Here is a 24,543-nt window from a genome sequence, read left to right on the forward strand (position 1 = left end):
CCTGCCGGTGGTGCGGCCGGCACCTACAGGGCGGCCAGGCTGCGGACGTAATTCACCTGCTGATTGATGGTGTGCACGTCGCGCTCGTCGTGCACCGGGACGCGGGCGACGTATTGCCAGGGGCCGTTGGTGACGGTGACCTGCACGGTGCCCTGCGGCACCGATTCTTTGACCAGGAAGAGCAGCAGGCTCAGCCCGCCGGTGAAGCAGACCCCGGCCACGCCGGCGATCTTGGCCCAGGTCGGGGTGCGGCGCTGGGTCACCCAGAAGTCGTTGACCTGCCACTGCGTGCGGGCCAGCGGGACGTCGCCGGCCGGGGTGCGGACCACCGTCGAGGTGATCTCGATCTCGGCGATCTGCACGATCACCGGTCCGACGTAGATCGTCGGATCGTTCGGGAGCCGCGGCGCCGGGGCCGGTCCGGGGTCCGGCGCGGGCGCGGGGACCTGCGGGGGCACGAGTCGGGGCCCGACCGGGCCCGGCGGCGGGCCGGGCGGGGCCGGCGCGGGGGTGCCCCAGGGATCGTCCGGCGGGAAGGTCATGCCGGGGACATTAATCCGCGCCGTTCTGCGCCGCGAGCTTGCGGTCGGCCTCGGCGACCCGATCCACCGGCTCCTTCGCGGCCCGGCGCTGGTCGGCGGCCTCGACGCGGTCCATGGTCTTCGCGGTCCGGCGCTGGTCGGCGGCTTCCACGCGGTCCATGGTTTTCGCCGTGCGGCGCTGGTCGGCGGCTTCCACGCGGTCTCGGGTGGGCTCGGCGGGGTCGCGCGGGGCCGGCTGCTCGCCGGGCGGGGTGTTCGCGCCGTGCGCCTCCCGGCGGGCCTGGTATCCGTAGAGCAGCAGGGCCATCACCGCGAACAGCCACCACTGGACCGCATAACCCCCGTTCTGCCAGGCGTCCTCGTGGTCGATCGGCACCGGGACGAAGGCCGGATCGTTGGCCGGGGTCTGCGTGGTGACGAGCACATAGGCCCCGTAGACCGGGAAGGGCAGCTCGCCGGCGAGCCGGGGCAGGTTGAGCCGCCGGGTGTCCAGCCGGCCGTCCCGTCGCTCGACCGGGGCAGGTCGGCTTTCCGACAGGTGAACCTGGCCGACGACGGTCACGTCACCCGCCGGAGCGGCCGGCGCCTGCGGCGGCGCGAGCGCCCCGTTGCCCGCCGGTGGCACCCAGCCGCGGTCGATCAGCACCGCCGTGCCGTCGGCCAGCACCAGCGGCGTGAGAATCTCGAAACCGACCTCGCCGTTCACCGTGCGGCCCCGGGCCTGGATCTCGTGCGCCGGGTCGTAGCGCCCGGTCACGGTGACCTTTGTCCAGGCCAGCGCCTTGCCGGGGGAGGCACCGGCGGAGCCCGGCGCGGTCGGCGCGGCCAGCACCGAGGTGAGCGGGACCGCCTGGACGGAGTCCGCCGCATCGATCCTCGTGTTGATCTCGTGGCGCTCGTGGTATCGGCGCAGCTGCCAGTTGCCGAGCATCACCATGATCACTGAGGCGACCACGGCCAGGACGGCGGCGGCCAACCAGCGCGGGGTCAGCAGGAACCGGTACACCCCCCGAGGCTACCCGGCGAGGCGGTAGCCTCCGCCGTTGCCGGGTACTGTGCGAACTTCCGGCGGCCAATACCACGTGACCGCCGGTCCGCGTAACCCTCGGGGGAGACATTGATCACCGCCCAGCCTCGTCTGGTCGTGAGTGCGCCGTCGTCCGGCCACGGCAAGACCGCGATAGCCGTCGGGCTGCTCGCCGCGATGGCGGCCCGTGGCGTCCCCACGGCGGGGTTCAAGGTCGGGCCGGATCACACCGACGCGGCGTACCTCGGGCTGGCGGCCGGACGTCCGGGCCGCAACCTGGACCCCCGCCTGGTCGGCGCGCAGCGCATCGCGCCGCTGTTCGGGCACGGCGCGTCCGGGGCGCAGCTCTCCGTGATCGAGGGCGCGATGGGCCTGTTCGACAGCCTCACCGGCCAGCCCGAGATCGACGGCACCGCGGCGGTCGCGGCCACCCTGCGCGCCCCGGTCGCGCTGGTGGTGGACGTGGCCGCGATGGGGCACTCGCTGGCCGCGCTGGTCCACGGGTTCCGGATGTTCGACGAGATGGTGCACCTGGGCGGCGTGATCCTGAACCGGGTCGCCTCGCCGCGTCACGAGCAGATGCTGCGCAGCGCCCTGGACGACATCGGCATGCCGGTGCTGGGTGCGCTGCGCCGCGGTGACCTGCCCAACGTGCTGCCGTCCCGGGCACACGGCCTGGTTCCGGTGGCGCACCGGACGGTCGAGGCCGGGCGCGCGGTCCGCCGGCTGGGCGAGGCGGTCGCCTCGTCGCTCGACCTCGACCGCCTGATGGCGCTGGCCAACTCGGCGCCGCCGCTGCCCGGTCCGCTCTGGACGCCGGCCGAGGCCGGCGAGCCCGCCGAGGTCCGCCCGGTGGTCGCGCTCGCCGGTGGGCCGGGGGCGCCTTACACGTACGTCGAGACCGCCGAGCTGCTCACCGCCGTCGGCGCCGAGGTGGTGGTGGTCGATCCGCTCCGGGACGAGTCGCTGCCGCCCGGCACCCGTGCGCTGATCGTCGGCTCCGGCCTCCCCGAGGGGTATGCCGAGGAGCTCTCCGCCAACCGGCGGCTCTGCGCCGACGTGGCGAATTTCGCCCGCGAGGGCTGGCCGGTGGTGGCCGAGGGGGTGGCCCTGCCGTGGTTGGGCCGGGACCTGGACGGCCGGCCGATGTGCGGGGTGCTGGACATCACCGGGATCACCGGGGAGCAGACGGTCGCCGGGTATCGGGAGGCGACCGCGCCGGGCACCTCGGTGCTGGCCCCGGCCGGCGCCCGGATCACCGGGTACAAGCAGCACCGTGCGCTGGTGACGCCGCGGGCGGGTGCCGCGCCGGCCTGGACCTGGTCGGGTGGAAACCCGGAGGGCTTCGTCTGGCGGCAGGTGCACGCGTCCCAGCTGGGCCTGCACTGGGCGGCCGCACCGGAGATCGCGAAACGCCTGGTCGCGGCCGCTGTCGCCGGGCCGATGACGGCGTCCGGTCAGGGCCCGCAGATGCCCGCTCCGCAGATGTCCGGTCCGCAGATGTCCGGTCCGCACCCGGCCGGGCCGATGGCCGCTCCGGTGCCGCGCGTCAGCGAGGGGCTGGCCCAGCCGGTCCCGATGCCGATGAGCGCGTCGCTGTCCGCGCAGGGCGGCGCTCAGCAAGGTGGCCCGGGACAGGGCATTCCCGGCCCGGGTCCGGTGCCGGCGGGCGAGTTCGGTCCTGGTCCTGGTGATGCCGGTGAGTTCGGTCCCGGTCCCGGTCCCGGTCACGCGGGTGAGTTCGGTCCCGGTCCGGGTCATGCGCGTGAGTTCTTCCCCGGTCCGGGTCACGCGGGTGACTACGGGCCCGGTGTGACGCCGGCGAGCGATCACGGGTCGCCGCCGGCCGGGATCTCCGGCGAGGGCGCCGGCATGCCCCCTGCCGATCCGGGCCAGACGACCGGTCCGCTGCCCGGGATGCCGCATCCGAACGGCCCGATGCCGGGGATGGCCCCGCCCAACGGCCCGGCCCTGGGACCGGCGCCGGCCAACGGTCCGATGCCCCCGCCCAACGGCCCGGTCCCGCCGCGCCCCGGTTCCGGGATGCCCAACGCGGGCCCGGTGCACGGCAACCCCGGTACGTCCCCCGGCCCGGACGGCACACCCGACAACCGTCCCACATCGGACATCCCCATCCCGTCCTGACCGTTTCGCGCCCGATCGTTGCCGTTGTTCACCGGAGAGGCTCGTGTCCGATTCCGGCGGTGGCCGGAAGGGCGTCCGGCACGGTTCCGCGGAAGCCTGACGGTGATCCCGGCCACGCATCGTGAGGTGCCGTTGAGCGGCTGACCGGGCGGGCCCGGGGCCGGCCGGCGGGAAAGCTCGCCGGAAGCGGCCCAGCGTGCCAAAACGGCGGCCGGCGGACCGGAAATTGTCGTACCCGCCTCGTACCGTGAGGGGCACGACAACCGAAGGAGGATGACCGTGGCCGCCCGTCTGCCGCTGGATCTGGACCCGCCGGTTCGTCAGCTCAGAGCTCTGCTGCTGGGGGTCGACGACCGTGAGCTGACCGCTCCCACGCCCTGCCCGGGCTGGTCGGTCGCGACCCTTCTCGATCACCTGATGCGGCTGGCCGAGGCGTTCGCCGAGGCCGCCCGCAAGGGCGCCGACGCGTCCGGTGACGGCCCGCCGCCGGCGCCGTCGGCGGCGCACCTCTCGCCGCACTGGCGCAGCCGCCTCCCGGTCCTGCTGGAGGAGCTCGCCACCGCGTGGAAAGCGCCGTCCGCCTGGCTCGGCGAGGCCCGCGCCGGCGGGATCACCATGCCGGCCCGCACGATGGGCACGGTCGCGGTCAACGAGCTGGTCATGCACGGTTGGGATCTGGCCCGCGCCACCGGCCAGGACTTCGCCGCCGACCCGCGGGTCCTGACCACCCTGATCGACTTCCTGGCCGCCGGCCCACCGGACGGCACCCCGGGTTTCCTGGGCCCCCGGGTCCCGATCGACCCGGACGAGGACCCCCTGCCCCGAGCCCTGGCCCTGGCCGGCCGCGACCCGTCCTGGCGGCCACCCCGCACCCGAGACGTCCCCTCCGCCCACCTCCGTCGCGAGCACCCACCCGCCGCCCGCTCCGCCTGACCACCAAGGGCCCCACCCAAGACGTGGCTCCGGCGCGGCTACACGGAGGGGCGCCGGCTGGTGTCGGCATGCGCGAGGGCCGCCCCCGAGGTGCGGGACGGCCCCTGCCCGAGGTCTCGATGGATTACCAGACGAGCTTGTCGGAAGGCGGCGTGAAATCGAGCTTGGGCTGCCCCTTCAGAGCGTCCCGCAGCGTCTCCGCCACCGTGTACTTGGAGATCGTGGACCGGCTCGTCCCCACGTAATGCTCCGGGTTGTCCGGGTCGGCGACGAAGGCCGAGGCCGCCAGCTGCGGGGTGAAGCCGCTGAACCAGGCCGTCTTGTTGTTGTCGGTGGTGCCGCTCTTCCCGGCCACCGGTCGTCCCAGCGTGGCGAACACCATCGGCGACGTGCCCCAGCCGCCGCAGCTGCCGCGGTCGGCGCCGTACCCGGTCACGCAGCGGGCCGCGTCCGTCGCGGCGCGGGCCACGTTCTCGCTGAAGACGCGGTGGCAGCGCGGGGCGGCGATCATCCTGCCCCGGTACATCGCGTCGGTGCCGTCGGTCTTGCGGATGGCCATGACCGGCAGCGGCTCGCAGTACCGGCCCTCGGCCGCGATCGTGGCGAACGCGTTGGCGATCTCGATCGGGGTGGCGTCACTGACCCCGAGCGTGAACGCGCCCCACCCGGACGCGTGCTCCGGCGTGGCCAGCTTCCGGTCCACCTCGGTACGCCATTTCAACCCGAGCTTCTCCGCCATCGCCACCGCCTTCTCCGCGCCGACCCGCTGCTCCAGCTGCACGAAGTAGGTGTTCACCGACTTGCCGAACCCGCTCCACATGGTCTGCGTCCCGGTCATCGACTTGTTGGAGTTCTTCGGGCACCAGTGCGTCCCGCAGGTCGCCGGCCCGGGCGCGGTGATGTACTTCGAGACGAACCGTTCCGGCGCGTAGAACGACGTGGACAGCGGCAGCCCGGCGTCCAGCGCCGCCAGCATCGTGAAGATCTTGAAGGTCGACCCGGCCTGGTACCCGGCCATGTCCCCGCCGCCGAGCAGCGGGTTCACCGTGTTCGGGTAGTTGCCGCGGACGTCGGAGTCCTGCGCGTGGTCGCTGTGTTTCCCGTTGGCGGCCTGGTGCAGCGAGTACTTCCGGTTCACCGCCATGCTGACGATCCGCCCGGTCCCCGGCTGCACCACCACCTCGCCGTGCGCGAACGGGCTGTCCCGCTTCTCCTTGTTCAGCACGTGCTTCATGGCCGCCGCCTGCACCTTCGGGTCGATCGAGGTGATCACCCGGTACCCGCCGCGGCGCAGATTCTCCTCCCGGTCCAGCACCGTCTCGCCGAACGCCGGCTGCTCGCGCCACCAGCTCTTGAAGTAGTCGCAGAAGAAGCCCCAGTCGTTGTACTTGTCGGGGACCGAGACGCAGTCGTTCGGCGGGGCGCTGAGCTTCAGCTTGATCTTGGACTTCTTCGCGGTGGCCGCCTGCGCCGCGGTGATCGACCCGATCTTCTGCATCTGGTCGATCACGTAGTCGCGCCGCTGCCGGGCCGCGCCCTGGTCCTTGGTCGCCGGGTCGTACGCCGACGGCGCCTTGACCAGCCCGGCCAGCAGCGCCGCCTCGTTCAGGGTCAGATACTTGGCGGGCTTGGAGAAGAACACCTCGGAGGCGGCGTAGATCCCGTACGCGCGGTGCCCGAAGTAGGCGGCGTTCAGATAGCGCTGGAGGATCTCCTGCTTGCTGAGGCGCTGCTCGACCTCGATGGCCAGCCGCATCTCGCGCAGCTTGCGGGCGGCCGTCTGCTCGGTCGCTTCGAGGGCCTCCTTCGGCGTCTTCGCGCTGTCCCGCAGCGCCATCCGGACGTACTGCATGGTCAGCGTCGACGCGCCCTGGGAGACGCCGCCGGCCTGCTGGTTGGCGACGAAGGCGCGGGCCACCCCCTTGGCGTCGACGCCGTGGTGCTCGTAGAACCGGGTGTCCTCGGAGGCCACGATGGCCTGGGTGATGTACGGCGACATGTCCTCGAGCGGCACCTGCCGCCGGTACTCCTCGTAGAACATGGTCAGCAGGGTCTTGCCGTCCTTGGCGTAGACGTAGGTCGTCTGCGCGGCGGGCACCTCGGTGAGCTGCTCGGGCATGTTCGCCAGGGCGTCGGTGCCGGCCTTGACGCCCATCCCGGCCAGGGCCGTGAACGGATAGGAGAGACCGGCGATGACCAGGCCCGCGATGAGCCCGGCGCGGACCAGGAGGGCGACTCTTCCGGCTACGGTGGGGCGTCGGCTCGTCACCCTCTGAAGGTATGACAAATCGCCTCATGTTCCCCACGAATCAGCCAGACAACGTGGGTGCGGCATGCTGGGCGCATGACGTTCGACCTTGATCATCACGGCGACGCCGAGGTGGGGGCGGGCCTGATCGATCTCGCGGTCAACGTGCGGCATCAGGCGATGCCGGGCTGGCTGGCCGACCCGATCGCGGCCTCGCTGGCCCACCTGTCCGCCTACCCCGACGCCGCCGCGGCGACCGCCGCGGTCGCCGCCCGGCACCGCCGCGACCCGGCGGAGGTGCTGCTCACGGCCGGTGCGGCGCAGGCGTTCGTGCTGCTCGCCCAGGCGCTGCGCGGCGCCCGGCGGCCGGTCGTGGTGCATCCGCAGTTCACCGAGCCGGAGGCCGCGCTGCTCAACGCGGGGCACCGGGTCGAGCGGGTGCTGCTGCGTGAGGCGGACGGCTTCCGGCTGGATCCGGCGCAGGTTCCCGACGACGCGGACCTGGTCTTCGTGGGCAACCCGACGAACCCCACGTCGGTCCTGCACCCGGCCGAGGACCTGGCGAAACTGGCCCGCCCCGGCCGGGTCCTGGTGATCGACGAGGCGTTCGCCGACACCACGTACCGGAAAGGGTCTCCGGGCGAACCGGAATCCCTGGCCGAGCGCCGCGACCTGCCCGGCCTGGTCGTGCTGCGCAGCCTGACCAAGACTTGGGGCCTGGCCGGTCTGCGGATCGGCTACCTGCTCGGCCCGGCCGAGCTGGTGCCGCGGCTGGCCGCGGCCCAGCCGCTCTGGGCGGTCTCGACGCCGGCGCTCGCCGCGGCGACCGCCTGCGCCTCGCCGGTCGCGATCGCCGCCGAGCGCGAGATCGCGGCCGCGCTCGCGGCCGAGCGCGCCCACCTGGTGGACCGCCTGCGGGAGGTGCCGAAGGTCACGGTTGCCGGCGACCCGGCGTCCGCATTTATTGCGGTACGCCTTCCCGGCGCCGATCAGATCCGCGTCGAGCTGCGCAAACGTGGTTACGCGGTCCGTCGGGGCGACACCTTCCCGGGTCTGGGCCCCGACTGGCTCCGGATTGCGGTGCGCGACACTGCCACCACGGACAGATTCGTGCAGACTCTGCGAGACGTGATCGAGGAGCGCCCGTGACCCTGGAGACCACCCTGGCGGCCATCCGCCCGGCCGACGAGCAGGCCATGGCCGCCGCTCGCGAGTTGCAGGCCCGGCTGACCAAACCGGCCGGGTCACTCGGTGACCTGGAGGAGCTGTCGGTGCGCCTGGCCGGGCTGGCCGGGGTCTGCCCGCCGCCGCTGCCCGAGCCGGCCACCGTCGCGGTCTTCGCCGGCGACCACGGCGTGCACGCCCAGGGCGTCACCCCGTGGCCGCAGGAGGTCACCGCCCAGATGGTGGCGAACTTCGTGGCCGGCGGCGCGGTGGTCAACGCGTTCGCCCGGCAGGCCGGCGCGGACGTGATGGTGGTCGACGCCGGGGTGGCGATCCCGCTGCACGGCGGGCCGAACCTGCTGGACGCGAACGTGCGCCGCGGCACCCGGGACCTGGCCGTCGAGCCGGCCCTGACCCGCGAGGAGGCCCTCGCCGCCGTCGATCTGGGCGTCGCGGTCGCCGGCCAGCTCGTCGCGGCGGGCGCGAGATGCCTGCTCACCGGCGACATGGGGATCGCCAACACGACCCCGGCCGCGGCCCTGATCGCGGTCTTCACCGGCAGCGACCCGGCCACCGTGACCGGCCGGGGCACCGGCATCGACGACGCCATGCTGGCCCACAAGACCGAGGTGATCGCCGCGGCGCTGGCCCGGCACACGCCGGACCCCGCCGACCCGCTCGGTGTGCTGGCCACGGTCGGCGGGCTGGAGCACGCCGCGCTGGCCGGGTTCGTCCTGGGCGCGGCCGCCAACCGGGTGCCGGTGATCGTGGACGGCGTGATCGCCGCCTCGGCCGCGCTGGCCGCCGCCGCGTTCGCCCCGGACGCGGTCGCCGCGATGGTCGCCGGGCACCGCTCGGCCGAGCCGGGCGCCACCGTCGCGCTCGCCCACCTGGGCCTGACGCCCCTGCTCGACCTCGGGATGCGCCTCGGCGAGGGCAGCGGCGCGGTGCTGGCGCTGCCGATCGTCGCGGCCGCGGTCCGGGTCCTGCACGAGGTCGCGACGTTCGATTCCGCGGGGGTCTCGGAGAAATGATCATGGCAATCGGGACGATCCGCGCGGGAGTTGTCGAGAGATGAGTCTTTATCCGCTGGCCCTGCGCCTCGACGGCCGCCGCGTGCTGGTCGTCGGCGGCGGCTCGGTGGCCACCCGCCGGGTGCCCGCGCTGATCGCGGCCGGCGCCCGGGTGGACATCGTGTCCCCCGAGCTGACCCCGGCGCTGCGGGCGCACGTCGACGCGAGCCGGGCGACCTGGACGCCCCGGCGCTTCGAGCCCGCCGACGTCCAGGGCGCCTGGCTGGTGCACGTGGCCATCGACGACCCGGAGGCGGCCGCCACGGTCAGTGCGGCGGCCGAGGAGCACGACATCTTTTGCGTACGCGCGGACGACCGGGATGCCGCCACCGCGTGGACCCCGGCCGTCACCCGGCACGGGCAGGTGACCGTCGCGGTGACCGACGGTGGCGACCGGCGCCGGGCGATGGCCGTCCGTGACCTGGTCGCGCACGCGCTGGAGGCGACCCCGCCGGCCGCCCCGGAACTGAAGGGCGTGGCCCTGGTCGGCGCCGGCCCCGGCGACCCGGAGCTGATCACCGTGAAGGGCCGCCGGCTGCTGGCCGCCGCCGACGTGGTGGTCGCCGACCGGCTGGTCCCCGGCATGCTCCTCGGCGAGCTGCGGCCCGAGGTCGAGCTGATCGACGCCGCCAAGATCCCGTACGGGCCGTCCGCCGCCCAGGAGGAGATCAACCGGATCCTGGTCGACCGGGCTCTGCAGGGCAAGTTCGTGGTCCGGCTCAAGGGCGGCGACAACTTCGTCTTCGGCCGCGGCGGCGAGGAGGCCCTGGCCTGCGCCGAGGCCGGCGTCCCGGTGCTGGTGGTGCCCGGCGTGACCAGCTCGATCGCGGCGCCCGCGCTGGCCGGCATCCCGGTCACCCACCGCGGGGTGGCGCACGAGTTCACCGTGGTCTCCGGGCACATCCCGCCGGACCACCCGGACTCGCTGGTCGACTGGCCGGCCCTGGCCCGGCTGCGCGGCACCCTGGTGGTGCTGATGGGCCTGAAGAACCTGCCGAGGATCGCGGCACGCCTGCTCGCCGAGGGCCGGGACACCGCGACGCCGGTCGCGGTGATCCAGGAGGGCTCGACGGCGCACCAGCGGTCGCTGCGCAGCACGCTGGGCGCGGTCGCCGACGAGGTCACCGCCGCCGGGATCCGCCCGCCCGCGGTGGTCGTGATCGGTGACGTGGTAGCGGCGACGGAGGCGTTCACCCCGGTCGCCAACTGAACCCCGAGCTGGTCCTCACGGCCCTTCCCGAGGCGGCCATAGGGCCCTGAGCGCCAGCCCGACGAACCGGGCTGGTCCTCACGGCCCTTTCCGGGGCGGCCATAGGGCGCTGAGCGCCAGCCCGACGAACCGGGCTGGTCCTCACGGCCCTTTCCGGGGCGGCCATAGGGCGCTGAGTGCCAGCCCGTCGACCCGGGCTGGTGCTGGTGGCCCTGTCCGGGCTCGGGGTAGGGCGCTGAGTGCCAGCCCGTCGACCCGGGCTGGTGCTGGTGGCCCTGTCCGGGCTCGGGGTAGGGCGCTGAGTGCCAGCCCGTCGACCCGGGCTGGTGCTGGTGGCCCTGTCCGGGCTCGGAATGGGGCGCTGGGCGCCAGCCCGACAACCCGGGCTGGTGCTGGTGGCCCTGTCCGGGCTCGGAGTAGGGCGCTGAGTGCCAGCCCGACAACCCGGGCTGGTGCTGGTGGCCCTGTCCGGGCTCGGAGTAGGGCGCTGAGTGCCAGCCCGACAACCCGGGCTGGTGCTGGTGGCCCTGTCCGGGCTCGGAATAGGGCGCTGAGTGCCAGCCCGACGAACAGGGTCAGCCGGGGAACGGTGACTCGCGGCCGGGACCGGGGCGGGACCGGGCTTGGGGCGTACGGGAAACGGACGGTGCCGGGCCGCAGCGGCCCGGCACCGGAAAGCGTGGTCCTAGTCGTCCTTCTCGTCGACGTCGAGCTCGTCGAGGAACGTGCGGGCCCACCGGGCGACGTCGTGGGTGCGCAGATGGCGCTGCATGACCCGCATCCGGCGCTTGAGTTCGGCCGGCTCCGAGTTGATCGCCCGCAGCAGCGCGTCCTTCACGCCGTCGGGGTCGTGCGGGTTGCACAGGAAGGCCTGGCGCAGTTCCGTGGCGGCGCCGGCGAACTCGCTGAGGATCAGCGCGCCCCCGGTGTCGCCGCGGCAGGCGATGTACTCCTTGGCCACCAGGTTCATCCCGTCCCGCAGCGGGGTCACCATCATCACGTCGGCGGCCGCGTACATCGCGGCGAGCTCCTGCTTGCTGACCGATTGGTGCAGGTAGTGCACGGCCGGGGTGCCGACCTTGCCGAACTCGCCGTTGATCCGGCCGACCTCGCGCTCCACCTTGACCCGCAACGTCTGGTAGTGCTCGACGCGCTCCCGGCTGGGCGTCGCGACCTGCACCATCACCGCGTCGCCGACACTGAGTTTCTGGTCGGCCAGCAGCTCGCGGAACGCCTTGAGCCGCAGCTCGATGCCCTTGGTGTAGTCCAGCCGGTCGACGCCGAGGATGACCGTTTTCGGATCGCCCAGCTCGGCGCGGATCTGTTTGGCCCGGGCCTGCACCGACGGGTCGGCGGCCAGCCGCTCCATCTCCCGGGTGTCGATGCTGATCGGGAACGCGCCGGCTTTCACCTTGCGCCCGTCCACCTGGATGGACTGGCCCTCGTAACGCAGGCCGAGCAGGTGCCGGGCCAGCCGGACGAAGTTCTGCGCGGCCAGCCGCTGCTGGAAACCGACCAGGTCGGCGCCGAGCAGGCCGCGCAGGATCTCGGCCCGGAACGGCATCTGCATGAACAGCTCGATCGGCGGGAACGGGATGTGCAGGAAGAAGCCGATCCGCAGGTCGGGGCGCATCTCCCGGAGCATCGCGGGCACCAGCTGGAGCTGGTAGTCCTGCACCCAGACGGTGGCGCCCTCGGCCGCCACGTCCGCCGCGGCCTCGGCGAACCGCTGGTTGACCGCGCGATAGGAGTCCCGCCAGCGCCGTTTGTAGACGGGGGTCTCCACCGCGTCGTGGTAGAGCGGCCAGATCGTCGCGTTCGACTGGCCCTCGTAATAGCGTTCGAGTTCGTCGGCGCTCAGCGGCACCGGATGGATGTTGATGCCTTCCAATTCGAACGGCTCCGGGGCGGCACCGTCGCCGCCGGCCCATCCGATCCAGGTCCCACGGTGCTCGGTGAGCACCGGATGCAACGCCGTGACCAGGCCTCCTGGGCTGGGACGCCACTGTCGTTCCCCGCTCGGGAGAATGACCTCGTCCACGGGCAAACGGTTGGCGACGACGACGAAGGAACTTCGTTGGGCCACGCTGAGTACACCTCCGGGTGGTTTCTGTTCCCAAGGCGAGCCTACTGTGCGTAGCCAGCCCGGGTCGTACCCACTCTCTTCATGCCTTTGAAGCGGGGTGTCATCCTGTGCCGGTGACCCCCCTCGATGATCATTCCCAGCAGCGGCGCCCGATCTTCTTTCCTGTGGTGATTGCCACTGTGCTGCTGACGATCATCGGGATGATCGGTGGGTATCTGCTCAGCGAGCGGAAGGACCGCGGCACGGAGGCGACGTCCCCCACCACTGACGCCGCTCCTTCGTATACCCCGTCGGCGCCGCCCTCTCTCCTGCCGACCGACGGTCTGTGCCCGCAGCAGACCCAGGACTTCGCCGTCCACTCGCAGATCCCGGGCCCGTTGTCCCAGGTGGTGCGGCGCCGCACCACCGCCGGCACGGTGATCTGGATCTGCCAGAACGAGGCGGGGCAGCTCTTCTACCACGCCAACAAGGGCGGCGAGTCGGCCACCTGGATCGAGGGCAAGACCGCGCTCTTCCTGCGTGACGTCGTGCACGAGCCGGACGGCAGCTACGAGGGCACCGCGTCCGACGGGAGTATCTTCAACCTGAACGACGACCGTCTGCTGATCACGCCGCTGTCCGGAAAGCCGCGGGTGCAGGACCTGGCGCCGGAGTGACCGCCAGGGGTTGACGTTCACGGTGCCCGCGGGACCTGGAAAGATTGTCCTTTGATTCCGGCACCGAAATGATTCCGGCACCGAAAACTCACGATCGCGGAGGTAGGGCACACCGTGGCCCAGTTCATCTACGTCCTGGAAAAGGCGCGCAAGGCGCACGGCGACAAGGTCGTGCTCGACAACGTGACGCTGAACTTCCTGCCGGGTGCCAAGATCGGTGTGGTCGGCCCGAACGGCGCCGGTAAGTCCACGCTGCTCAAGGTGATGGCGGGGCTCGAGACGCTGAGCAACGGCGATGCCCGGCTGATGCCCGGCTACACCGTCGGCATGCTCGCGCAGGAGCCGCCGCTCAACGACGCGAAGACGGTCCTCGGCAACATCGAGGAGGCGGTCGCCGAGACCAAGGCCAAGCTGGAGCGGTTCAACAAGATCGCCGAGCAGATGGCCACCGACTACACCGACGAGCTGATGGAGGAGATGGGCAAGCTCCAGGAGGAGCTGGACCACGCCGACGCGTGGGACATCGACTCGCAGCTGGAGCTGGCGATGGACGCGCTGCGCTGCCCGCCGCCGGACGCCGACGTCACCCAGCTCTCCGGTGGTGAGCGCCGCCGGGTCGCGCTGTGCAAGCTGCTGCTCGAGGCGCCCGACCTGCTGCTGCTCGATGAGCCCACCAACCACCTGGACGCGGAGAGCGTGCACTGGCTGGAGCAGCACCTGGCCAAGTACGCGGGCACCGTCATCGCGATCACCCACGACCGGTACTTCCTGGACAACGTGGCCGGCTGGATCCTCGAGCTGGACCGCGGCCGGGCGTACCCGTACGAGGGCAACTACTCGACGTACCTGGAGAAGAAGGCGCAGCGCCTGGCGGTCGAGGGCCGCAAGGACGCCAAGCTCAAGAAGCGCCTCACCGAGGAGCTCGAGTGGGTCCGGTCGAACGCCAAGGCGCGCCAGACCAAGTCGAAGTCCCGCCTCGACCGCTACGAGGAGATGGCCGCCGAGGCGGAGAAGACCCGGAAGCTGGACTTCGAGGAGATCCAGATCCCGCCGGGCCCGCGCCTGGGCAACACCGTCATCGAGGTCAGCGACCTGGTCAAGGGCTTCGACGGGCGGACGCTGATCGACCACCTGTCGTTCTCGCTGCCGCGTAACGGCATCGTCGGCATCATCGGCCCGAACGGCGTCGGCAAGACCACGCTGTTCAAGACCATCGTCGGGCTGGAGCAGCCGGACGAGGGCTCGGTGCGGATCGGCGAGACGGTCAAGCTGTCCTACGTCGACCAGAGCCGGGCCGGCCTGGACCCGGCCAAGACGGTGTGGGAGGTCGTCTCCGACGGGCTCGACCACATGATGGTCGGCAAGGTCGAGATGCCGTCCCGGGCGTACGTCGCGGCCTTCGGCTTCAAGGGCCCGGACCAGCAGAAGCCGACCAAGGTCCTCTCCGGCGGTGAGCGCAACCGGCTCAACCTGGCGATGACGCTGAAGATCGGCGGCAACGTGATCCTGCTCGACGAGCCGACCAACGACCTGGACGTCGAGACCCTCTCCAGCCTGGAGAACGCGCTGCTGGAGTTCCCCGGCTGCGCCGTGGTCATCTCCCACGACCGGATGTTCCTCGACCGGGTCGCCACCCACATGCTCGCGTGGGAGGGCACCGACGAGGACCCGGACAAGTGGTTCTGGTTCGAGGGCAACTTCGAGGCGTACGAGAAGAACAAGATCGACCGGCTCGGCGCCGAGGCGGCCCGCCCGCACCGGGTGACCTACCGCAAGCTCACTCGTGACTGATTCTGGTCGTTTCGTCTACGACGTGCCCGTGCGCTGGTCCGACATGGACGCGTACGGGCACGTCAACAACGCGCGCTTCCTCACGCTGTACGAGGAGGCGCGCGTCGCGATGTTCTTCGTCGGGGCCCGCAAGCACGGGCTCGGCTCGTTCGAGGAGGGCATCGTGATCGCCCGCCACGAGATCGACTATCTGCGGCCGGTCGACTTCGGCGATCCGGTGCGGATCGAGATGTGGGTCTCGGAGCTCAAAGCGGCCTCGTTCACGGTGGACTACGAGCTCTTCGACGACGGGGTGCTGGCCTCGCGGGCCCGCTCGGTCTGCGTGCCGTACAACCTGGCCGAGGGTCACCCGCGGCGGCTCTCCGCCGAGGAGAGGGACTTCCTGACGCCCTACCGGATCCGGTCATGAGTGGGCACGGCCTGCTCGGGGTTCCCGACGCGGGCGCGTTCCTGGCCCGGCTGACCCGGCTGGATCCGGCCGCCCCGGTCCGTTTGCGATCAGTCGGCGGCCGCACCGCGCTCTGGGCGCACCTGCCCTGGGACGTGCTGGTCACCCGCGAGGTGGCAGGGCCCGGCCCGGGCGACGCGACGGTCTCGGCGGCCGCCCTGCTCGCGGTGCTCGCCGCCGGTGGCGAGGAGTTGCCGGAGCGGCGCGACACCCAGTGGCGCTGGCCGTTGCCGCCGGCCGCCAGCCAGGCCATCGAGGAGGTCACCGGTGCCGAGCTGATCCGGCTCGCCGCAGCGGCCGCCGGCACGCTGCGGGAGGTGACCGCGAGCGGGGTGGACGGCCGGGCGGTCGGGCAGCGGGCGGTCCGGGACGCGCTTCTCGATCACGTGGCACTGGTCGTCACGCCGGAGGGCGGCGCCCCGGTCGAGATCTCCCAGCGACTCGTGCAAGCGGTTGCCCGGATGGGTTTCCTCGGTCCGAAGGACCCCGAGCCGGCCGCGGCGCGAGTGCGCCGCGCGGGCAGTTGGGTAGGAATTTCGGCACCATATGGAGTCGCTTGGCGACAGAGCGCCCACAAATTGACTGTTATGACGATGACGACTCACCCGAAAGGGTGAGGTCGCATAGTCCTTCCGGTCCCGCCCTCCCGTTGGGGGGATGACCTTCAGGAACGGTCCGGGTACCGTCGGCCCTCGGATCTACTGCTACGTCCGGCAGTGGGTCTGTTGGGGAGTGAGGTGCACACGATGCCGTGGTGGTCATGGCGTCCGGGATCGGCCGCGGGTGACGAGCCGGATACCGGTGGCGAAGTGGCGGTGCAGAGCACCGTCCGCGTCGGTGTCCCGGCCCAGCGCGAGCCGAGCCGGACCACCGTTCCGTCCGAACTGCCTGCGACCGGATCCTCCGATCTGGTCGAGCCGGTGTCGCTGACGCGCATCGGCAAAGCGCTCGACCTGCTGGACATCCGATTCCTCGCCGACGGCGGCGGCAGCCTGCTCGCCATGTGGGAGCGGCACGCGGTGCTGTTCACCCTGGAGGGTCCGGACGACGAGATCCTGGTGATGCGGGCGCGTCCGCATGCGACGGTGCCGCCGGACTGGGCGGATCGGGCGTACCGGGTGGTCAACGAGTGGAACCACACCCGCCGCTTCTGCAAGGCGTATGTGGGGGATCCGACCGAGCGCGGCCAGCTGCCGATCTACGCAGAGCTGCAGGTGCCGCTCGCCGCCGGCACCCACGACACCCTCCTGGTCGAGCTGCTGGACTGTGGCGCCGCCGTCGCGACGTCGTTCGTCGACTGGCTGCACGACGAGGGCGCCCTGCTCTGAGCGGTCAGTCCAGGGGGAACATCCCCAGCCGGCCGTGGTACTCCTTGCCCAGCTGATCGGTGTCCGAGCCGACCAGCAGCCCGCGCGGCACGGTGAGGAAGGCCCGCACCCCCACACCGCGCGAGCGGGTCGGGTTCCAGGACAGCGCCTTGCCGGTGGCCGGGCTGACCGCGCCGATGCCCGGCCGGGAGACCGCGCCCGGCCCCGGGCCGTTGCCGTCGGTGCCGTACGGGTTGTCGAACCAGCGCTGGTGCCCGCCCAGGTAAACGGCCGGTCCGGTGATCGCGACCGCGTACAGCGAGTCCCCGCCGGTGCGCTGCACCCAGGTCGGGCGCTGTTCGCCGGTCCGGTTCGTCTCGAAGCGGGCGGCGGAGTCGCAGAGCTTCTGCGCCGAGGACGCCCGGCCGGTCGCGGCGACCACGAAGTAGGAGCCGTCCGGGGAGAACTTCACCTGCCGCAGGTAGGTGTCGAAGCCCTTCATGCACTGCGGCTCGTACGCCCGCGTGTACCACCCGGTGAGCTGCGCCGAGGAGCCACCGACGTCGAAGAGTGCGATCTGGGTGCGGTCCGCGGTGCCGGCCTTGAGGAACGCGCCGACCGCGACCAGCTTGCGCCCGTCGGCGGTGACGTCGAAGTGCTCGACCCGGGTCCGGCTCAGCCCCGGCCCGGCCAGGTGCGCGTCGAAGTCCTGGTCGACGGCGCCGGTCTCGGCGTTCATCCGGGCCAGGCCGACCCGCCCGGTCCCGTTGATCGCGGAGAACGTGCCGGCGGCGTACAGGTCGTCGCCCCGGGTCGCCAGGGCCCGCACGTCACCCCAGTTGACCCGGGCCTTGAACGTGGTGTCCCGGTTGCCGCTGCCCAGCCAGAGCCGGGTCAGCCCGCGCGACGAGGCGCCGTTCACGGTCTTGAAGGCGCCCCCGGCGTAGACCGTCCCGTCGGCGCCCGGCGCCAGCGAGTAGATCGCGCCGTCCACCTCCGGCGCGAACGACCGGATCGTGCCGTCGTGCAGGTCGAACGCGAAGATGTTCTTCCGGGCCAGGGTGGTGCGCCGGCTGCTGTCCGCGACCTTGGTGAACGCGCCACCGACGATCACCGTGTCACCGACCACCGCCAGCGACCAGACGGTGCCGTCCAGCACGTGCGGGGTCCAGTCGACCGGGTTGCTGGAGACGATCGCGGACTGCGTGATGTCGGCCATCGCGGGCGGTGGGAATCCGCCCAGGGCGGTGAGGAAAACGGTGGCGACGGCCAGGTGGCGACGACGCATGGGGCGGCTCCCGGATCGTGGATGGACAATCCGATCAACGAGCCACCCGGGAACGGCGTGACTATCCGTGCGCCGGATCCATGGTGTTCACCATGAAATAGGCGGCGCGCTCCAGGTAGTCCCAGAGCATGGTGTGCAGCCGCGGCTCCAGGCCGAGCGAGTCGACCGCCACCCGCATGTGCGCCAGCCAGGCGTCCCGCTCGGCCGGGCCGACCCGGAACGGCGCGTGCCGCATCCGCAGCCGGGGGTGGCCGCGGCTGGCGGAGTAGGTGTTCGGCCCGCCCCAGTACTGCATCAGGAAGAGGGTCAGCCGGTCGGCGGCCGGGCCGAGATCCTCCTCGGGATACATCGGCCGCAGCAGCGGGTCCTGCGCGACGCCCTCGTAGAACTTGTCGACGAGGCGGCGGAACGTCTCCTCACCACCGACGGCGGTGAAGAAGGTGACCTCTTCCGGTACGGGTGCGCTCACCGTTCCATCCTGCCAGCCGCCCGCTGGAACGCCCGCGGCCTACCCTGTGGGTTCGGCCACCGGGGCGGCCGCCCGCTCGGCGGCTTTCTCGGCGGCGAGGAACTTCTCCCGGTTCGGCCAGGAGGCCGCGACCACGAGCAGCGCGATCGTGCCGGCGACGCTCCAGCCGCCGACCACGGCGGGCACGTGGAAGCGGTCGGCGAGCAGTCCGGTGATCCCGACCGCGAGGAACTGGCTGGTCTGGATGCCGCTGTTCATCACCCCGAACGCGCGGGCCCGGTGGCTCGCCGGCAGGGCCAGCACGAACGATCCGTTGAGCGCCGGCATCTGTGCGCCCTGGGTCATCCCGGAGACCAGGATCAGTGCCGCGGCCACCACGGTCGGTGGGTTGACCAGGGTCGGGATCAGCACCAGGGGAGTGGCGACGGCCAGCATCGGGAGCAGCCGCCAGCGGCGCTCGGCGGGGACCAGGCGGGTGAAGAGCAGGCCGCCGAGGACGTACCCGCACGGGCCGGCCGCCATGATCATGCCCTGGGCGAGCCCCTGCGAGGTGCCGTCCGGGGTGGCCTCGGCGGCCCAGGACGCGGCGAGGCTCTCCGGCACCACCGCGAAGGCGATCACCGTGAACACCACGATCGCGATCGAGCGCAGCACCTCGTTGCCGAAGACCAGCCCGAAGCCCTCGGCGGTCTCGCGCAGCAGGTGCCGGCGCTCCGACGCGGCCACCGCGGCCGGACGGGCCCGCACCTGGGTGGCGATCAGCAGCGCCGACAGGGCGAAGCTGCACACGTCCAGGGCGAGCGCGACCCGCGGGCTCAGCCCGACCGCCATGGTGGCGCCGATCAGGTAACCGACGACCTGGGCGGCCTGGCCGGTGGTGTTGCCGGTGGCGATCGCCAGGGTGAGCCGCTCCCGGCCGACCACCAGCGGCATCACCGCCGAGCGGGCCGCCTGCGCGGGCGGGGTGGCCAGGCTGGCGACCAGGATCACCAGCAGCACCAGCGGCGTCGGCAGGCCGGGGATCAGCAGCAGGGCGGTCAGCGACATCCGGAACAGGTCACAGAAGACCATCACCCGGCGGTGCGGATACCGGTCGCCGAGAGCGGAGAGCACCGGGCCGAGCAGGATCCACGGCAGGTAGCCGATGGCGAACGAGATCGCGGAGAGCAGCACCGAGCGGGTCTGCTGGTACACCAGGACGGTGACGGCGGCCCGGGACAGGTAGTCGCCGAGCCAGCTGATCACCATCGAGGAGTAGATCGCCCGGTACTCCCGCAGCCGGAAAAGGCTACGGAAAGTGACCTGTCTGTCACCTTCCGTAGCCGCCGGGGCTGGTTTGGGTTCTTCCGGGGCGTTGGCCACGTGTCCTCCATCGCTCTCGACGATCGCCGAGAGCCCGGCGACGGCCGCACGCGTCCACGGGTCAGCCGACGCGAACGTGCCTATGCATGTGCAGAAGCTTTACCGGATTCTGCCCGATCGTCCTAGTCGATGCTAGGGCGGTTGGCCCGATTTTCGGCCGTTCGGCGGAGGTTGTAACCGATGTATCTAGCGTAGGCGCAGGTCAGGACGCTCCGCCGGGGCGCTGTTCACCCATCGAAGACGAGGAATTTTCGCCGCCCGGGTACCAGGCCGGGGGCACCGCGGAACGCGGCACCAGCCGGGACGCGGCGATCCGCTCGGACAGCCCGGTGTTCTCCAGCGCCTCGGTCAGCGCGCGGCGCAGCTCCCGCTGCACGGTCGCCTGACTGTCGGCGGTGGTCTTGGCGATGGTCCGGATCGTCGCCCCGTCCACGGTCAGCGTCTCCACGCCGACCACGTCCGGCGGCTCGATGAACTCCTTCTGGTGCTCCGGGTGGCCGGCGACCGCGTCGGCGGCCTCCTTCAGCACCGCGACCGCCTCCTCCGAGCTGACGAAGCCGATCGGGATGTCGATCACCACCATCGCCCAGCCCTGGCTCTTGTTGCCGACCCGGACGATCTCGCCGTTGCGGATGTACCAGAGCACGCCGCGGGTGTCACGGACCGTGGTGATCCGCAGGCCGACGCTCTCCACCACGCCGGTGGCCTCGCCCAGGTCGACCGTGTCGCCGACGCCGTACTGGTCCTCCAGGAGCATGAACAGGCCGGCTATCAAGTCCTTGACCAGGCTCTGCGCGCCGAAGCCGAGGGCGACGCCGACGATGCCGGCGCTGGCCAGCAGCGGGGCCAGATTGAAGCCGAACTCGCCTAGCACCAGCAGGGCGGCCATGGTGAAGACGACGGCACTGACGAAACTGCGCAGCACCGAGCCGATCGCTTCGGCGCGCTGGCGGCGGCGCTCCGGGATGTATTGCGCGTCCTCGGCAGTGACGTCCGCCCGCTCCTTGAGCGGTTTCAGCAGGGCCGGCATCGCGGCCCGCGAGGTGCTGGCGGTCAGCCGGGAGATCATCCGGTGCAGCAGCCAGCGGATCAGCATCGCGATCAGGACGATCATGATGACCCGGAGCGGCTTGACGATGAACAGGTAGCCGCTCTTGGCGAGCCACGGGCTCACGTCCGCTTTCTCGATCAGCCAGCTGCACACCGCGTCGGAGTTGCAGGACTTGGTCAGGTCGATATCCACCGAGACGGAGGGGGATGGGTCAGCTTGCAGCACGCCAAGCAAGGTACCGGGTCCGGCTGGGTGCATGACGTCAGACGTTTACCGCTTGGCCACAGATTGTGCTCGCAATTTGGTCATCCATCAGGGACTATTGGCGCACAGGCTTCGTCTGCGAGGCCCAGATCACACACGGCTGAGCTACAGGAGCGCGCACCAGCAACTGACACCGGAAGGGTGATCGCGATGCCTGACATACGACCCACAGTGGGCTCTTCCGCGTTAGTGCTGAACGCTACCTACGAGCCGCTGTGCGTCGTATCGGTGCGTCGAGCGACCATCCTCGTGCTCACCGACAAGGCCGAGTGCGTGTCCGACGGCGATGGCATCCTGCACAGCGCGCACGAGCAACTCCCGGTCCCTTCCGTGGTCCGCCTCACCCGGTATGTGAAGGTGCCCTATCGCACCCATGTCGGACTCTCCCGGCGCGCCATCTTCGCCCGCGACGGCGGCCGGTGTGCGTATTGCCGGGGTTCCGCCGAGACCATCGACCACGTCTTCCCGCGCAGCCGTGGCGGCCTGCACGCCTGGGAGAACGTCGTGGCGGCCTGCGCCAAGTGCAACCACAGCAAGGGTGACAAGACCCCCGCCGAGCTGGGCTGGCGGCTCCATTCGATACCGCAGGCCCCACGCGGGGTCGCCTGGCGGGTGCTCGGGCACCGCACGCCCGACCCCCGCTGGATGGACTGGCTGGACCTGCCCGATCACCACGCCGCCTTGGCCGACGCCGAGGCGGCGTGATCTTTTATCGGGAGTCGACCAGGAACGCGTACACCACCACGTTGTCCGAGTAACCCTGGTCGCCACCGAGCCACCTGCCCCCACAGGTCATCAGGCGCAACGAGGGCCGGCTGTAGTCGCCGTACACGCGGTGCACGGGCAGCCGGTCCTTGTCGTAGTGCTCCACCGAGTTCACCTCGAACACGGCGATCGTGTCGTCCGCCCGGCGTACCTCGATCCGCTGTCCCGGCTTGAGCCGGCCCAGGTCGTGGAAGACCGACGGCCCGGTCCGGGTGTCCGCGTGCCCGACGAACAGCGCCGGCCCGAACTGCCCGGGTGTCGGCCCGCCGTCGAACCAGCCGACCTCGTTGTGCCGTTTCAGCGGCGGCACGTCGATCGACCCGTCACCGGCCCGCCCGACCTCCAACACCGGCGCGTCCACGTCCAGGTCCGGGATGCTCAGCCGCTGCGGCCGGCTCGGGTCGAGCACCGGGAAGGCCCGCGGCGGCGGCTTGTCCGGCTCCTGGAACATCCCGAGGTCGAAGCCGGTCGCCACGCCGAGTCCCATGCCGACCGCGAACAGTCCGATGAAGAACAGGATCAGCGCGATCCAGCCGATGCCGAGCCGCCGGCGCCGGCGGCGACGCGGCCGGCCGGGCTGCACCGGTTTGCGCCGGCTCCGGCCGGCCTGCGACGGCGGTGTCGGCAGCGGCCCGGTCACCACGCCCGGCGGCGGCGCCCCGATCACCTGGGCAGGCTGTTTCCTGGCGACCGCCTCGGGCATGCGCGGCGGTCGCTTCGTCTCCTCCGTCACCGCGGCCTCAGCCCAGCCGCCGGCGGCGGATCGCCAGCCCGGCCAGGGCCAGCCCGGCGAGCATCACGACCAGGCCGCCGCCGACCAGCAGCGGCGCGACCCGCTCCGGGGCCGTCCCGCCGCCGCCGGTGGCCGGCCCGCGGCTCGGCTCCACCTTGGCGACCACGTGCAGGGTGGCGGTCGCGGTCTGTCCGCTCGGGCATTGCAGGGTGGCCTTGTAGTCGCCGGCCGGGGTGTCGCCCGGCACCTTCGCGGTCGCGGTCAGGAACCCGAAGTCGGGCTTGGCCCGGATCGGCCCGATCTCGACGACGGTGACCGTCGCGGGTTTCAGGTTGTCCTCGCAGGAGGCGCGCACCGACACCTGGTCACCGGCGCGCACCGTGCTGGGGTTGAGCTCGAGGAAGACGGCCGCGGCCTGCGCGGCGGACGCCGGGAACAGGGTCGCTGCCAGGATCATCGCGGCAGCGGCGGCGGAACCGATCCATCGCATGGAATCCCCCTCTCGCCGTTCGCGGTCCGAAAGTACGCGGACGGCGCGTGAAGGTGATTTTCGCACCGGGACGCACATTCCGCGTAGATCCCGACGGCGTGAGACCCCGGTTCGAGACCCGACGGTCCGGCACGACTCGTGCTCCGCTACCGTGATTGATGTTCAACCTCAAAATGGATCACCGGCGCCTGGGGGCGTTCAGTTGTCTGTAATCACAACCGTTCTGGTCTATGTGATCATCCCGGCCGCGGTCATCGGCACGGTGGCGGCCATCGTGTTCGCCGGCTCCGGCAAGGGCAAGCCGTCCAAGCGGTACCGTCCCGGCCGGCCATACGAGTTCGCGCCGATGTGGTTCATGGCTACACCCGCGCGCGCCGCCGCGGCCGGCCATGACACTCCGGCGATCGAGCGCGGACTGGTCATCGAGGACAGTTCCGGCGCTCCGGTCCGGCCCGGCCCGACAGGAGGCGCAAGTGACAAGTGGTGAGCTGGTCGAGGCCGACCGCGAAGGTCCGTTCACGACCCGTCAGCTGCTGCGCCTCGACGAGGCGCTGCGGATCGCCGACCGGGCCACCGGCCTGACCTTCAGCATCTACCTCGGTGAGCTCGAGGAGCCGATCCGCGAGTCCGCCGAGAAACTGCACAGCCAGATCGCGAACCCGCACAAGGCGGTGCTGCTCGCGGTCTCCCCGAGCCAGCGCCGGCTGGAGATCGTCACGGGCGACGAGGCCCGTAAGCGGATCACCGACCGGGACGCGAAACTGGCCGCTTTCGGCATGGCCGGCTCGTTCGCCGGCGGTGACCTGGTCGGCGGCCTGCTGATCGGCCTGGACCAGCTGGCCTCGCACGCCGGCCGCTCCTGATCCTCCCGTCTCAGAAACCGCTTACCCGGATCGGGTACGGGGCGTCGAGTTTCACCGGCTCGGCGCCCTCGACGCGCTGGATCTCGCGGTATGCCGCGCCGTCCAGTGCGTGCACGGCCAGCGCCGCGCCCGGCTCGATCCGCCAGTAACCGGGGATGCCGGCGGCCGCGTACACCGCCGGTTTGAGCAGACGGTCGTAACGCCGCGTCTCGGGTGACTCCACCTCGACGACCAGGGCCACGTCGGCCGGATCCACCCAGATCGCCCCGGACGAGCGCGGGCGCAGCACGGTCACGTCCGGCACCAGGCTGCTGGCGCCAATCTCCACGCCGAGCCGGGCGCACACCCACCAGTCCGGCGGGGCGGCCGCGCGCAGGGCGAGCACCACCGCGTCGACCACGGCGTCGTGTGCCGGGTCCAGCGGGGGCGGGGTGACGTGCAGGCTGCCGTCGACGATCTCGTACCGATGACCGTCCTGCGGGAACAGATGCAGGTCCGGCTCGGTCCATCGGCCGTCGGGCGCGGTCCACCGCATCGGCGAGCCCTGGCTCAGCATCGTCACGCGCCACCTCCAGCATCGCCGGTGAGAGCGGGCCGGCTCCGACGCCGCGGAGTGAAAGCCTACTCA

At 71.7% G+C, this 24,543-nt stretch carries 24 protein-coding genes; 13 read left to right on the forward strand and 11 right to left on the reverse strand.

The features are described from left to right. Positions 1-23: 23 nt before the first annotated feature. Positions 24-542, reverse strand: coding sequence for a hypothetical protein (locus Aiant_RS27320; protein WP_189329676.1), 519 nt, complete (start codon positions 540-542; stop codon positions 24-26). 10 nt (positions 543-552) lie between these two features. Then, the gene (locus Aiant_RS27325; protein WP_189329677.1) at positions 553-1,548 is read right to left on the reverse strand and encodes an SURF1 family cytochrome oxidase biogenesis protein; all 996 of its coding nucleotides are present in this window, start codon (positions 1,546-1,548) and stop codon (positions 553-555) included. Positions 1,549-1,686: 138 nt separating this feature from the next. Between Aiant_RS27325 and Aiant_RS27330 the strand changes: the two genes are divergently transcribed. Then, positions 1,687-3,714 (forward strand): cobyrinic acid a,c-diamide synthase CobB, encoded by a 2,028-nt coding sequence (locus Aiant_RS27330; protein ID WP_245006624.1) that lies wholly within the window; start codon positions 1,687-1,689, stop codon positions 3,712-3,714. Between the two features lie 273 nt (positions 3,715-3,987). Then, positions 3,988-4,647, forward strand: coding sequence for a TIGR03086 family metal-binding protein (locus tag Aiant_RS27335; protein ID WP_229829917.1), 660 nt, complete (start codon positions 3,988-3,990; stop codon positions 4,645-4,647). 124 nt (positions 4,648-4,771) lie between these two features. On the opposite strand, the gene Aiant_RS27340 is transcribed toward Aiant_RS27335, so the two are convergent. Beyond that, entirely contained in the window at positions 4,772-6,916 is a 2,145-nt protein-coding gene (locus tag Aiant_RS27340) for a transglycosylase domain-containing protein (RefSeq protein ID WP_189329680.1), read from the reverse strand. A gap of 75 nt (positions 6,917-6,991) precedes the next feature. Between Aiant_RS27340 and cobC the strand changes: the two genes are divergently transcribed. The 3 genes from cobC to cobA are packed head-to-tail and all read left to right on the forward strand — an operon-like array spanning position 6,992 to position 10,342. Beyond that, positions 6,992-8,044 carry an Rv2231c family histidinol phosphate aminotransferase CobC gene (gene cobC, locus Aiant_RS27345; RefSeq protein WP_229829918.1) on the forward strand — a complete coding sequence of 351 codons (1,053 nt, stop codon included), beginning with the start codon at positions 6,992-6,994 and terminating at the stop codon, positions 8,042-8,044. A gap of 47 nt (positions 8,045-8,091) precedes the next feature. Continuing rightward, positions 8,092-9,093: a nicotinate-nucleotide--dimethylbenzimidazole phosphoribosyltransferase gene (gene cobT / locus Aiant_RS27350; RefSeq protein ID WP_229829937.1), complete on the forward strand. Its 1,002-nt coding sequence runs from the start codon at positions 8,092-8,094 to the stop codon at positions 9,091-9,093. A gap of 40 nt (positions 9,094-9,133) precedes the next feature. Next, complete coding sequence (gene cobA / locus Aiant_RS27355; RefSeq protein WP_189329683.1) at positions 9,134-10,342, forward strand: uroporphyrinogen-III C-methyltransferase; 1,209 nt, start codon at positions 9,134-9,136, stop codon at positions 10,340-10,342. A gap of 685 nt (positions 10,343-11,027) precedes the next feature. Here the strand turns inward: cobA and Aiant_RS27360 are convergent. Beyond that, a complete protein-coding gene (locus tag Aiant_RS27360) occupies positions 11,028-12,428 on the reverse strand; it encodes an alpha,alpha-trehalose-phosphate synthase (UDP-forming) (RefSeq protein WP_189329684.1) in 1,401 nt (466 codons plus the stop codon). A 164-nt stretch (positions 12,429-12,592) separates the two neighbouring features. Here Aiant_RS27360 and Aiant_RS27365 point away from each other — a divergent pair, with 164 nt between their 5' ends. The 5 genes from Aiant_RS27365 (at position 12,593) to Aiant_RS27385 (ending at position 16,651) form a co-directional block, all read left to right on the forward strand. Then, the gene (locus Aiant_RS27365; RefSeq protein ID WP_189329685.1) at positions 12,593-13,084 is read left to right on the forward strand and encodes a hypothetical protein; all 492 of its coding nucleotides are present in this window, start codon (positions 12,593-12,595) and stop codon (positions 13,082-13,084) included. 114 nt (positions 13,085-13,198) lie between these two features. Next, positions 13,199-14,875, forward strand: a complete 1,677-nt coding sequence (ettA, locus tag Aiant_RS27370; protein WP_189329686.1) for an energy-dependent translational throttle protein EttA — start codon at positions 13,199-13,201, stop codon at positions 14,873-14,875. 43 nt (positions 14,876-14,918) lie between these two features. Beyond that, complete coding sequence (locus Aiant_RS27375; protein WP_229829938.1) at positions 14,919-15,284, forward strand: acyl-CoA thioesterase; 366 nt, start codon at positions 14,919-14,921, stop codon at positions 15,282-15,284. Further along, positions 15,281-15,940, forward strand: a complete 660-nt coding sequence (locus tag Aiant_RS27380) for a DUF8185 domain-containing protein (protein ID WP_189329688.1) — start codon at positions 15,281-15,283, stop codon at positions 15,938-15,940. Before Aiant_RS27375 ends, Aiant_RS27380 begins: the two co-directional genes overlap by 4 nt. 129 nt (positions 15,941-16,069) lie before the next feature. After that, positions 16,070-16,651 (forward strand): type III secretion system chaperone family protein, encoded by a 582-nt coding sequence (locus tag Aiant_RS27385; protein ID WP_189329689.1) that lies wholly within the window; start codon positions 16,070-16,072, stop codon positions 16,649-16,651. A 4-nt stretch (positions 16,652-16,655) separates the two neighbouring features. On the opposite strand, the gene Aiant_RS27390 is transcribed toward Aiant_RS27385, so the two are convergent. The 4 genes from Aiant_RS27390 to Aiant_RS27405 form a co-directional block, all read right to left on the reverse strand. Next, a complete protein-coding gene (locus Aiant_RS27390) occupies positions 16,656-17,918 on the reverse strand; it encodes a PKD domain containing protein (protein ID WP_189329690.1) in 1,263 nt (420 codons plus the stop codon). A 61-nt stretch (positions 17,919-17,979) separates the two neighbouring features. Further along, the gene (locus Aiant_RS27395) at positions 17,980-18,387 is read right to left on the reverse strand and encodes a globin (protein ID WP_189329691.1); all 408 of its coding nucleotides are present in this window, start codon (positions 18,385-18,387) and stop codon (positions 17,980-17,982) included. 39 nt (positions 18,388-18,426) lie between these two features. Then, positions 18,427-19,635 (reverse strand): MFS transporter, encoded by a 1,209-nt coding sequence (locus Aiant_RS27400; protein ID WP_229829919.1) that lies wholly within the window; start codon positions 19,633-19,635, stop codon positions 18,427-18,429. 316 nt (positions 19,636-19,951) lie between these two features. Beyond that, positions 19,952-21,058 (reverse strand): mechanosensitive ion channel family protein, encoded by a 1,107-nt coding sequence (locus Aiant_RS27405; RefSeq protein ID WP_189329693.1) that lies wholly within the window; start codon positions 21,056-21,058, stop codon positions 19,952-19,954. 156 nt (positions 21,059-21,214) lie between these two features. Here Aiant_RS27405 and Aiant_RS27410 point away from each other — a divergent pair, with 156 nt between their 5' ends. Beyond that, a complete protein-coding gene (locus Aiant_RS27410; protein WP_185039931.1) occupies positions 21,215-21,769 on the forward strand; it encodes an HNH endonuclease in 555 nt (184 codons plus the stop codon). Positions 21,770-21,773: 4 nt separating this feature from the next. Here the strand turns inward: Aiant_RS27410 and Aiant_RS27415 are convergent, their stop codons facing one another. Both Aiant_RS27415 and Aiant_RS27420 read right to left on the reverse strand, forming a co-directional pair. Further along, complete coding sequence (locus Aiant_RS27415) at positions 21,774-22,562, reverse strand: class F sortase (protein WP_189329694.1); 789 nt, start codon at positions 22,560-22,562, stop codon at positions 21,774-21,776. Positions 22,563-22,569: 7 nt separating this feature from the next. After that, entirely contained in the window at positions 22,570-23,052 is a 483-nt protein-coding gene (locus Aiant_RS27420; RefSeq protein ID WP_189329695.1) for a hypothetical protein, read from the reverse strand. 202 nt (positions 23,053-23,254) lie between these two features. Between Aiant_RS27420 and ctaJ the strand changes: the two genes are divergently transcribed. Continuing rightward, positions 23,255-23,539, forward strand: coding sequence for an aa3-type cytochrome oxidase subunit CtaJ (gene ctaJ, locus Aiant_RS27425; protein WP_189329696.1), 285 nt, complete (start codon positions 23,255-23,257; stop codon positions 23,537-23,539). Continuing rightward, a complete protein-coding gene (locus tag Aiant_RS27430) occupies positions 23,526-23,915 on the forward strand; it encodes a DUF5130 family protein (RefSeq protein ID WP_229829920.1) in 390 nt (129 codons plus the stop codon). Before ctaJ ends, Aiant_RS27430 begins: the two co-directional genes overlap by 14 nt. A 10-nt stretch (positions 23,916-23,925) precedes the next feature. On the opposite strand, the gene Aiant_RS27435 is transcribed toward Aiant_RS27430, so the two are convergent. Further along, positions 23,926-24,471 (reverse strand): Uma2 family endonuclease, encoded by a 546-nt coding sequence (locus tag Aiant_RS27435; protein ID WP_189329784.1) that lies wholly within the window; start codon positions 24,469-24,471, stop codon positions 23,926-23,928. Positions 24,472-24,543 lie beyond the last annotated feature (72 nt).

The sequence above is a fragment of the Actinoplanes ianthinogenes genome (genome assembly GCF_018324205.1).
In the GTDB taxonomy this organism is placed as follows: Bacteria; Actinomycetota; Actinomycetes; order Mycobacteriales; family Micromonosporaceae; genus Actinoplanes; species Actinoplanes ianthinogenes.

Bases quoted from the DNA above. Each gene is read 5' to 3' on its own strand.
- Aiant_RS27320 (WP_189329676.1), bottom strand. From the start codon at position 542: ATGACCTTCCCGCCGGACGATCCCTGGGGCACCCCCGCGCCGGCCCCG.
- Aiant_RS27335 (WP_229829917.1), top strand. From the start codon at position 3,988: ATGACCGTGGCCGCCCGTCTGCCGCTGGATCTGGACCCGCCGGTTCGT.
- cobC (WP_229829918.1), top strand. From the start codon at position 6,992: ATGACGTTCGACCTTGATCATCACGGCGACGCCGAGGTGGGGGCGGGC.
- cobT (WP_229829937.1), top strand. From the start codon at position 8,092: ATGGCCGCCGCTCGCGAGTTGCAGGCCCGGCTGACCAAACCGGCCGGG.
- cobA (WP_189329683.1), top strand. From the start codon at position 9,134: ATGAGTCTTTATCCGCTGGCCCTGCGCCTCGACGGCCGCCGCGTGCTG.
- Aiant_RS27375 (WP_229829938.1), top strand. From the start codon at position 14,919: ATGGACGCGTACGGGCACGTCAACAACGCGCGCTTCCTCACGCTGTAC.
- Aiant_RS27380 (WP_189329688.1), top strand. From the start codon at position 15,281: ATGAGTGGGCACGGCCTGCTCGGGGTTCCCGACGCGGGCGCGTTCCTG.
- Aiant_RS27385 (WP_189329689.1), top strand. From the start codon at position 16,070: ATGCCGTGGTGGTCATGGCGTCCGGGATCGGCCGCGGGTGACGAGCCG.
- Aiant_RS27390 (WP_189329690.1), bottom strand. From the start codon at position 17,918: ATGCGTCGTCGCCACCTGGCCGTCGCCACCGTTTTCCTCACCGCCCTG.
- Aiant_RS27400 (WP_229829919.1), bottom strand. From the start codon at position 19,635: ATGGTGATCAGCTGGCTCGGCGACTACCTGTCCCGGGCCGCCGTCACC.
- Aiant_RS27405 (WP_189329693.1), bottom strand. From the start codon at position 21,058: ATGCACCCAGCCGGACCCGGTACCTTGCTTGGCGTGCTGCAAGCTGAC.
- Aiant_RS27410 (WP_185039931.1), top strand. From the start codon at position 21,215: ATGCCTGACATACGACCCACAGTGGGCTCTTCCGCGTTAGTGCTGAAC.
- Aiant_RS27420 (WP_189329695.1), bottom strand. From the start codon at position 23,052: ATGCGATGGATCGGTTCCGCCGCCGCTGCCGCGATGATCCTGGCAGCG.
- Aiant_RS27435 (WP_189329784.1), bottom strand. From the start codon at position 24,471: ATGCTGAGCCAGGGCTCGCCGATGCGGTGGACCGCGCCCGACGGCCGA.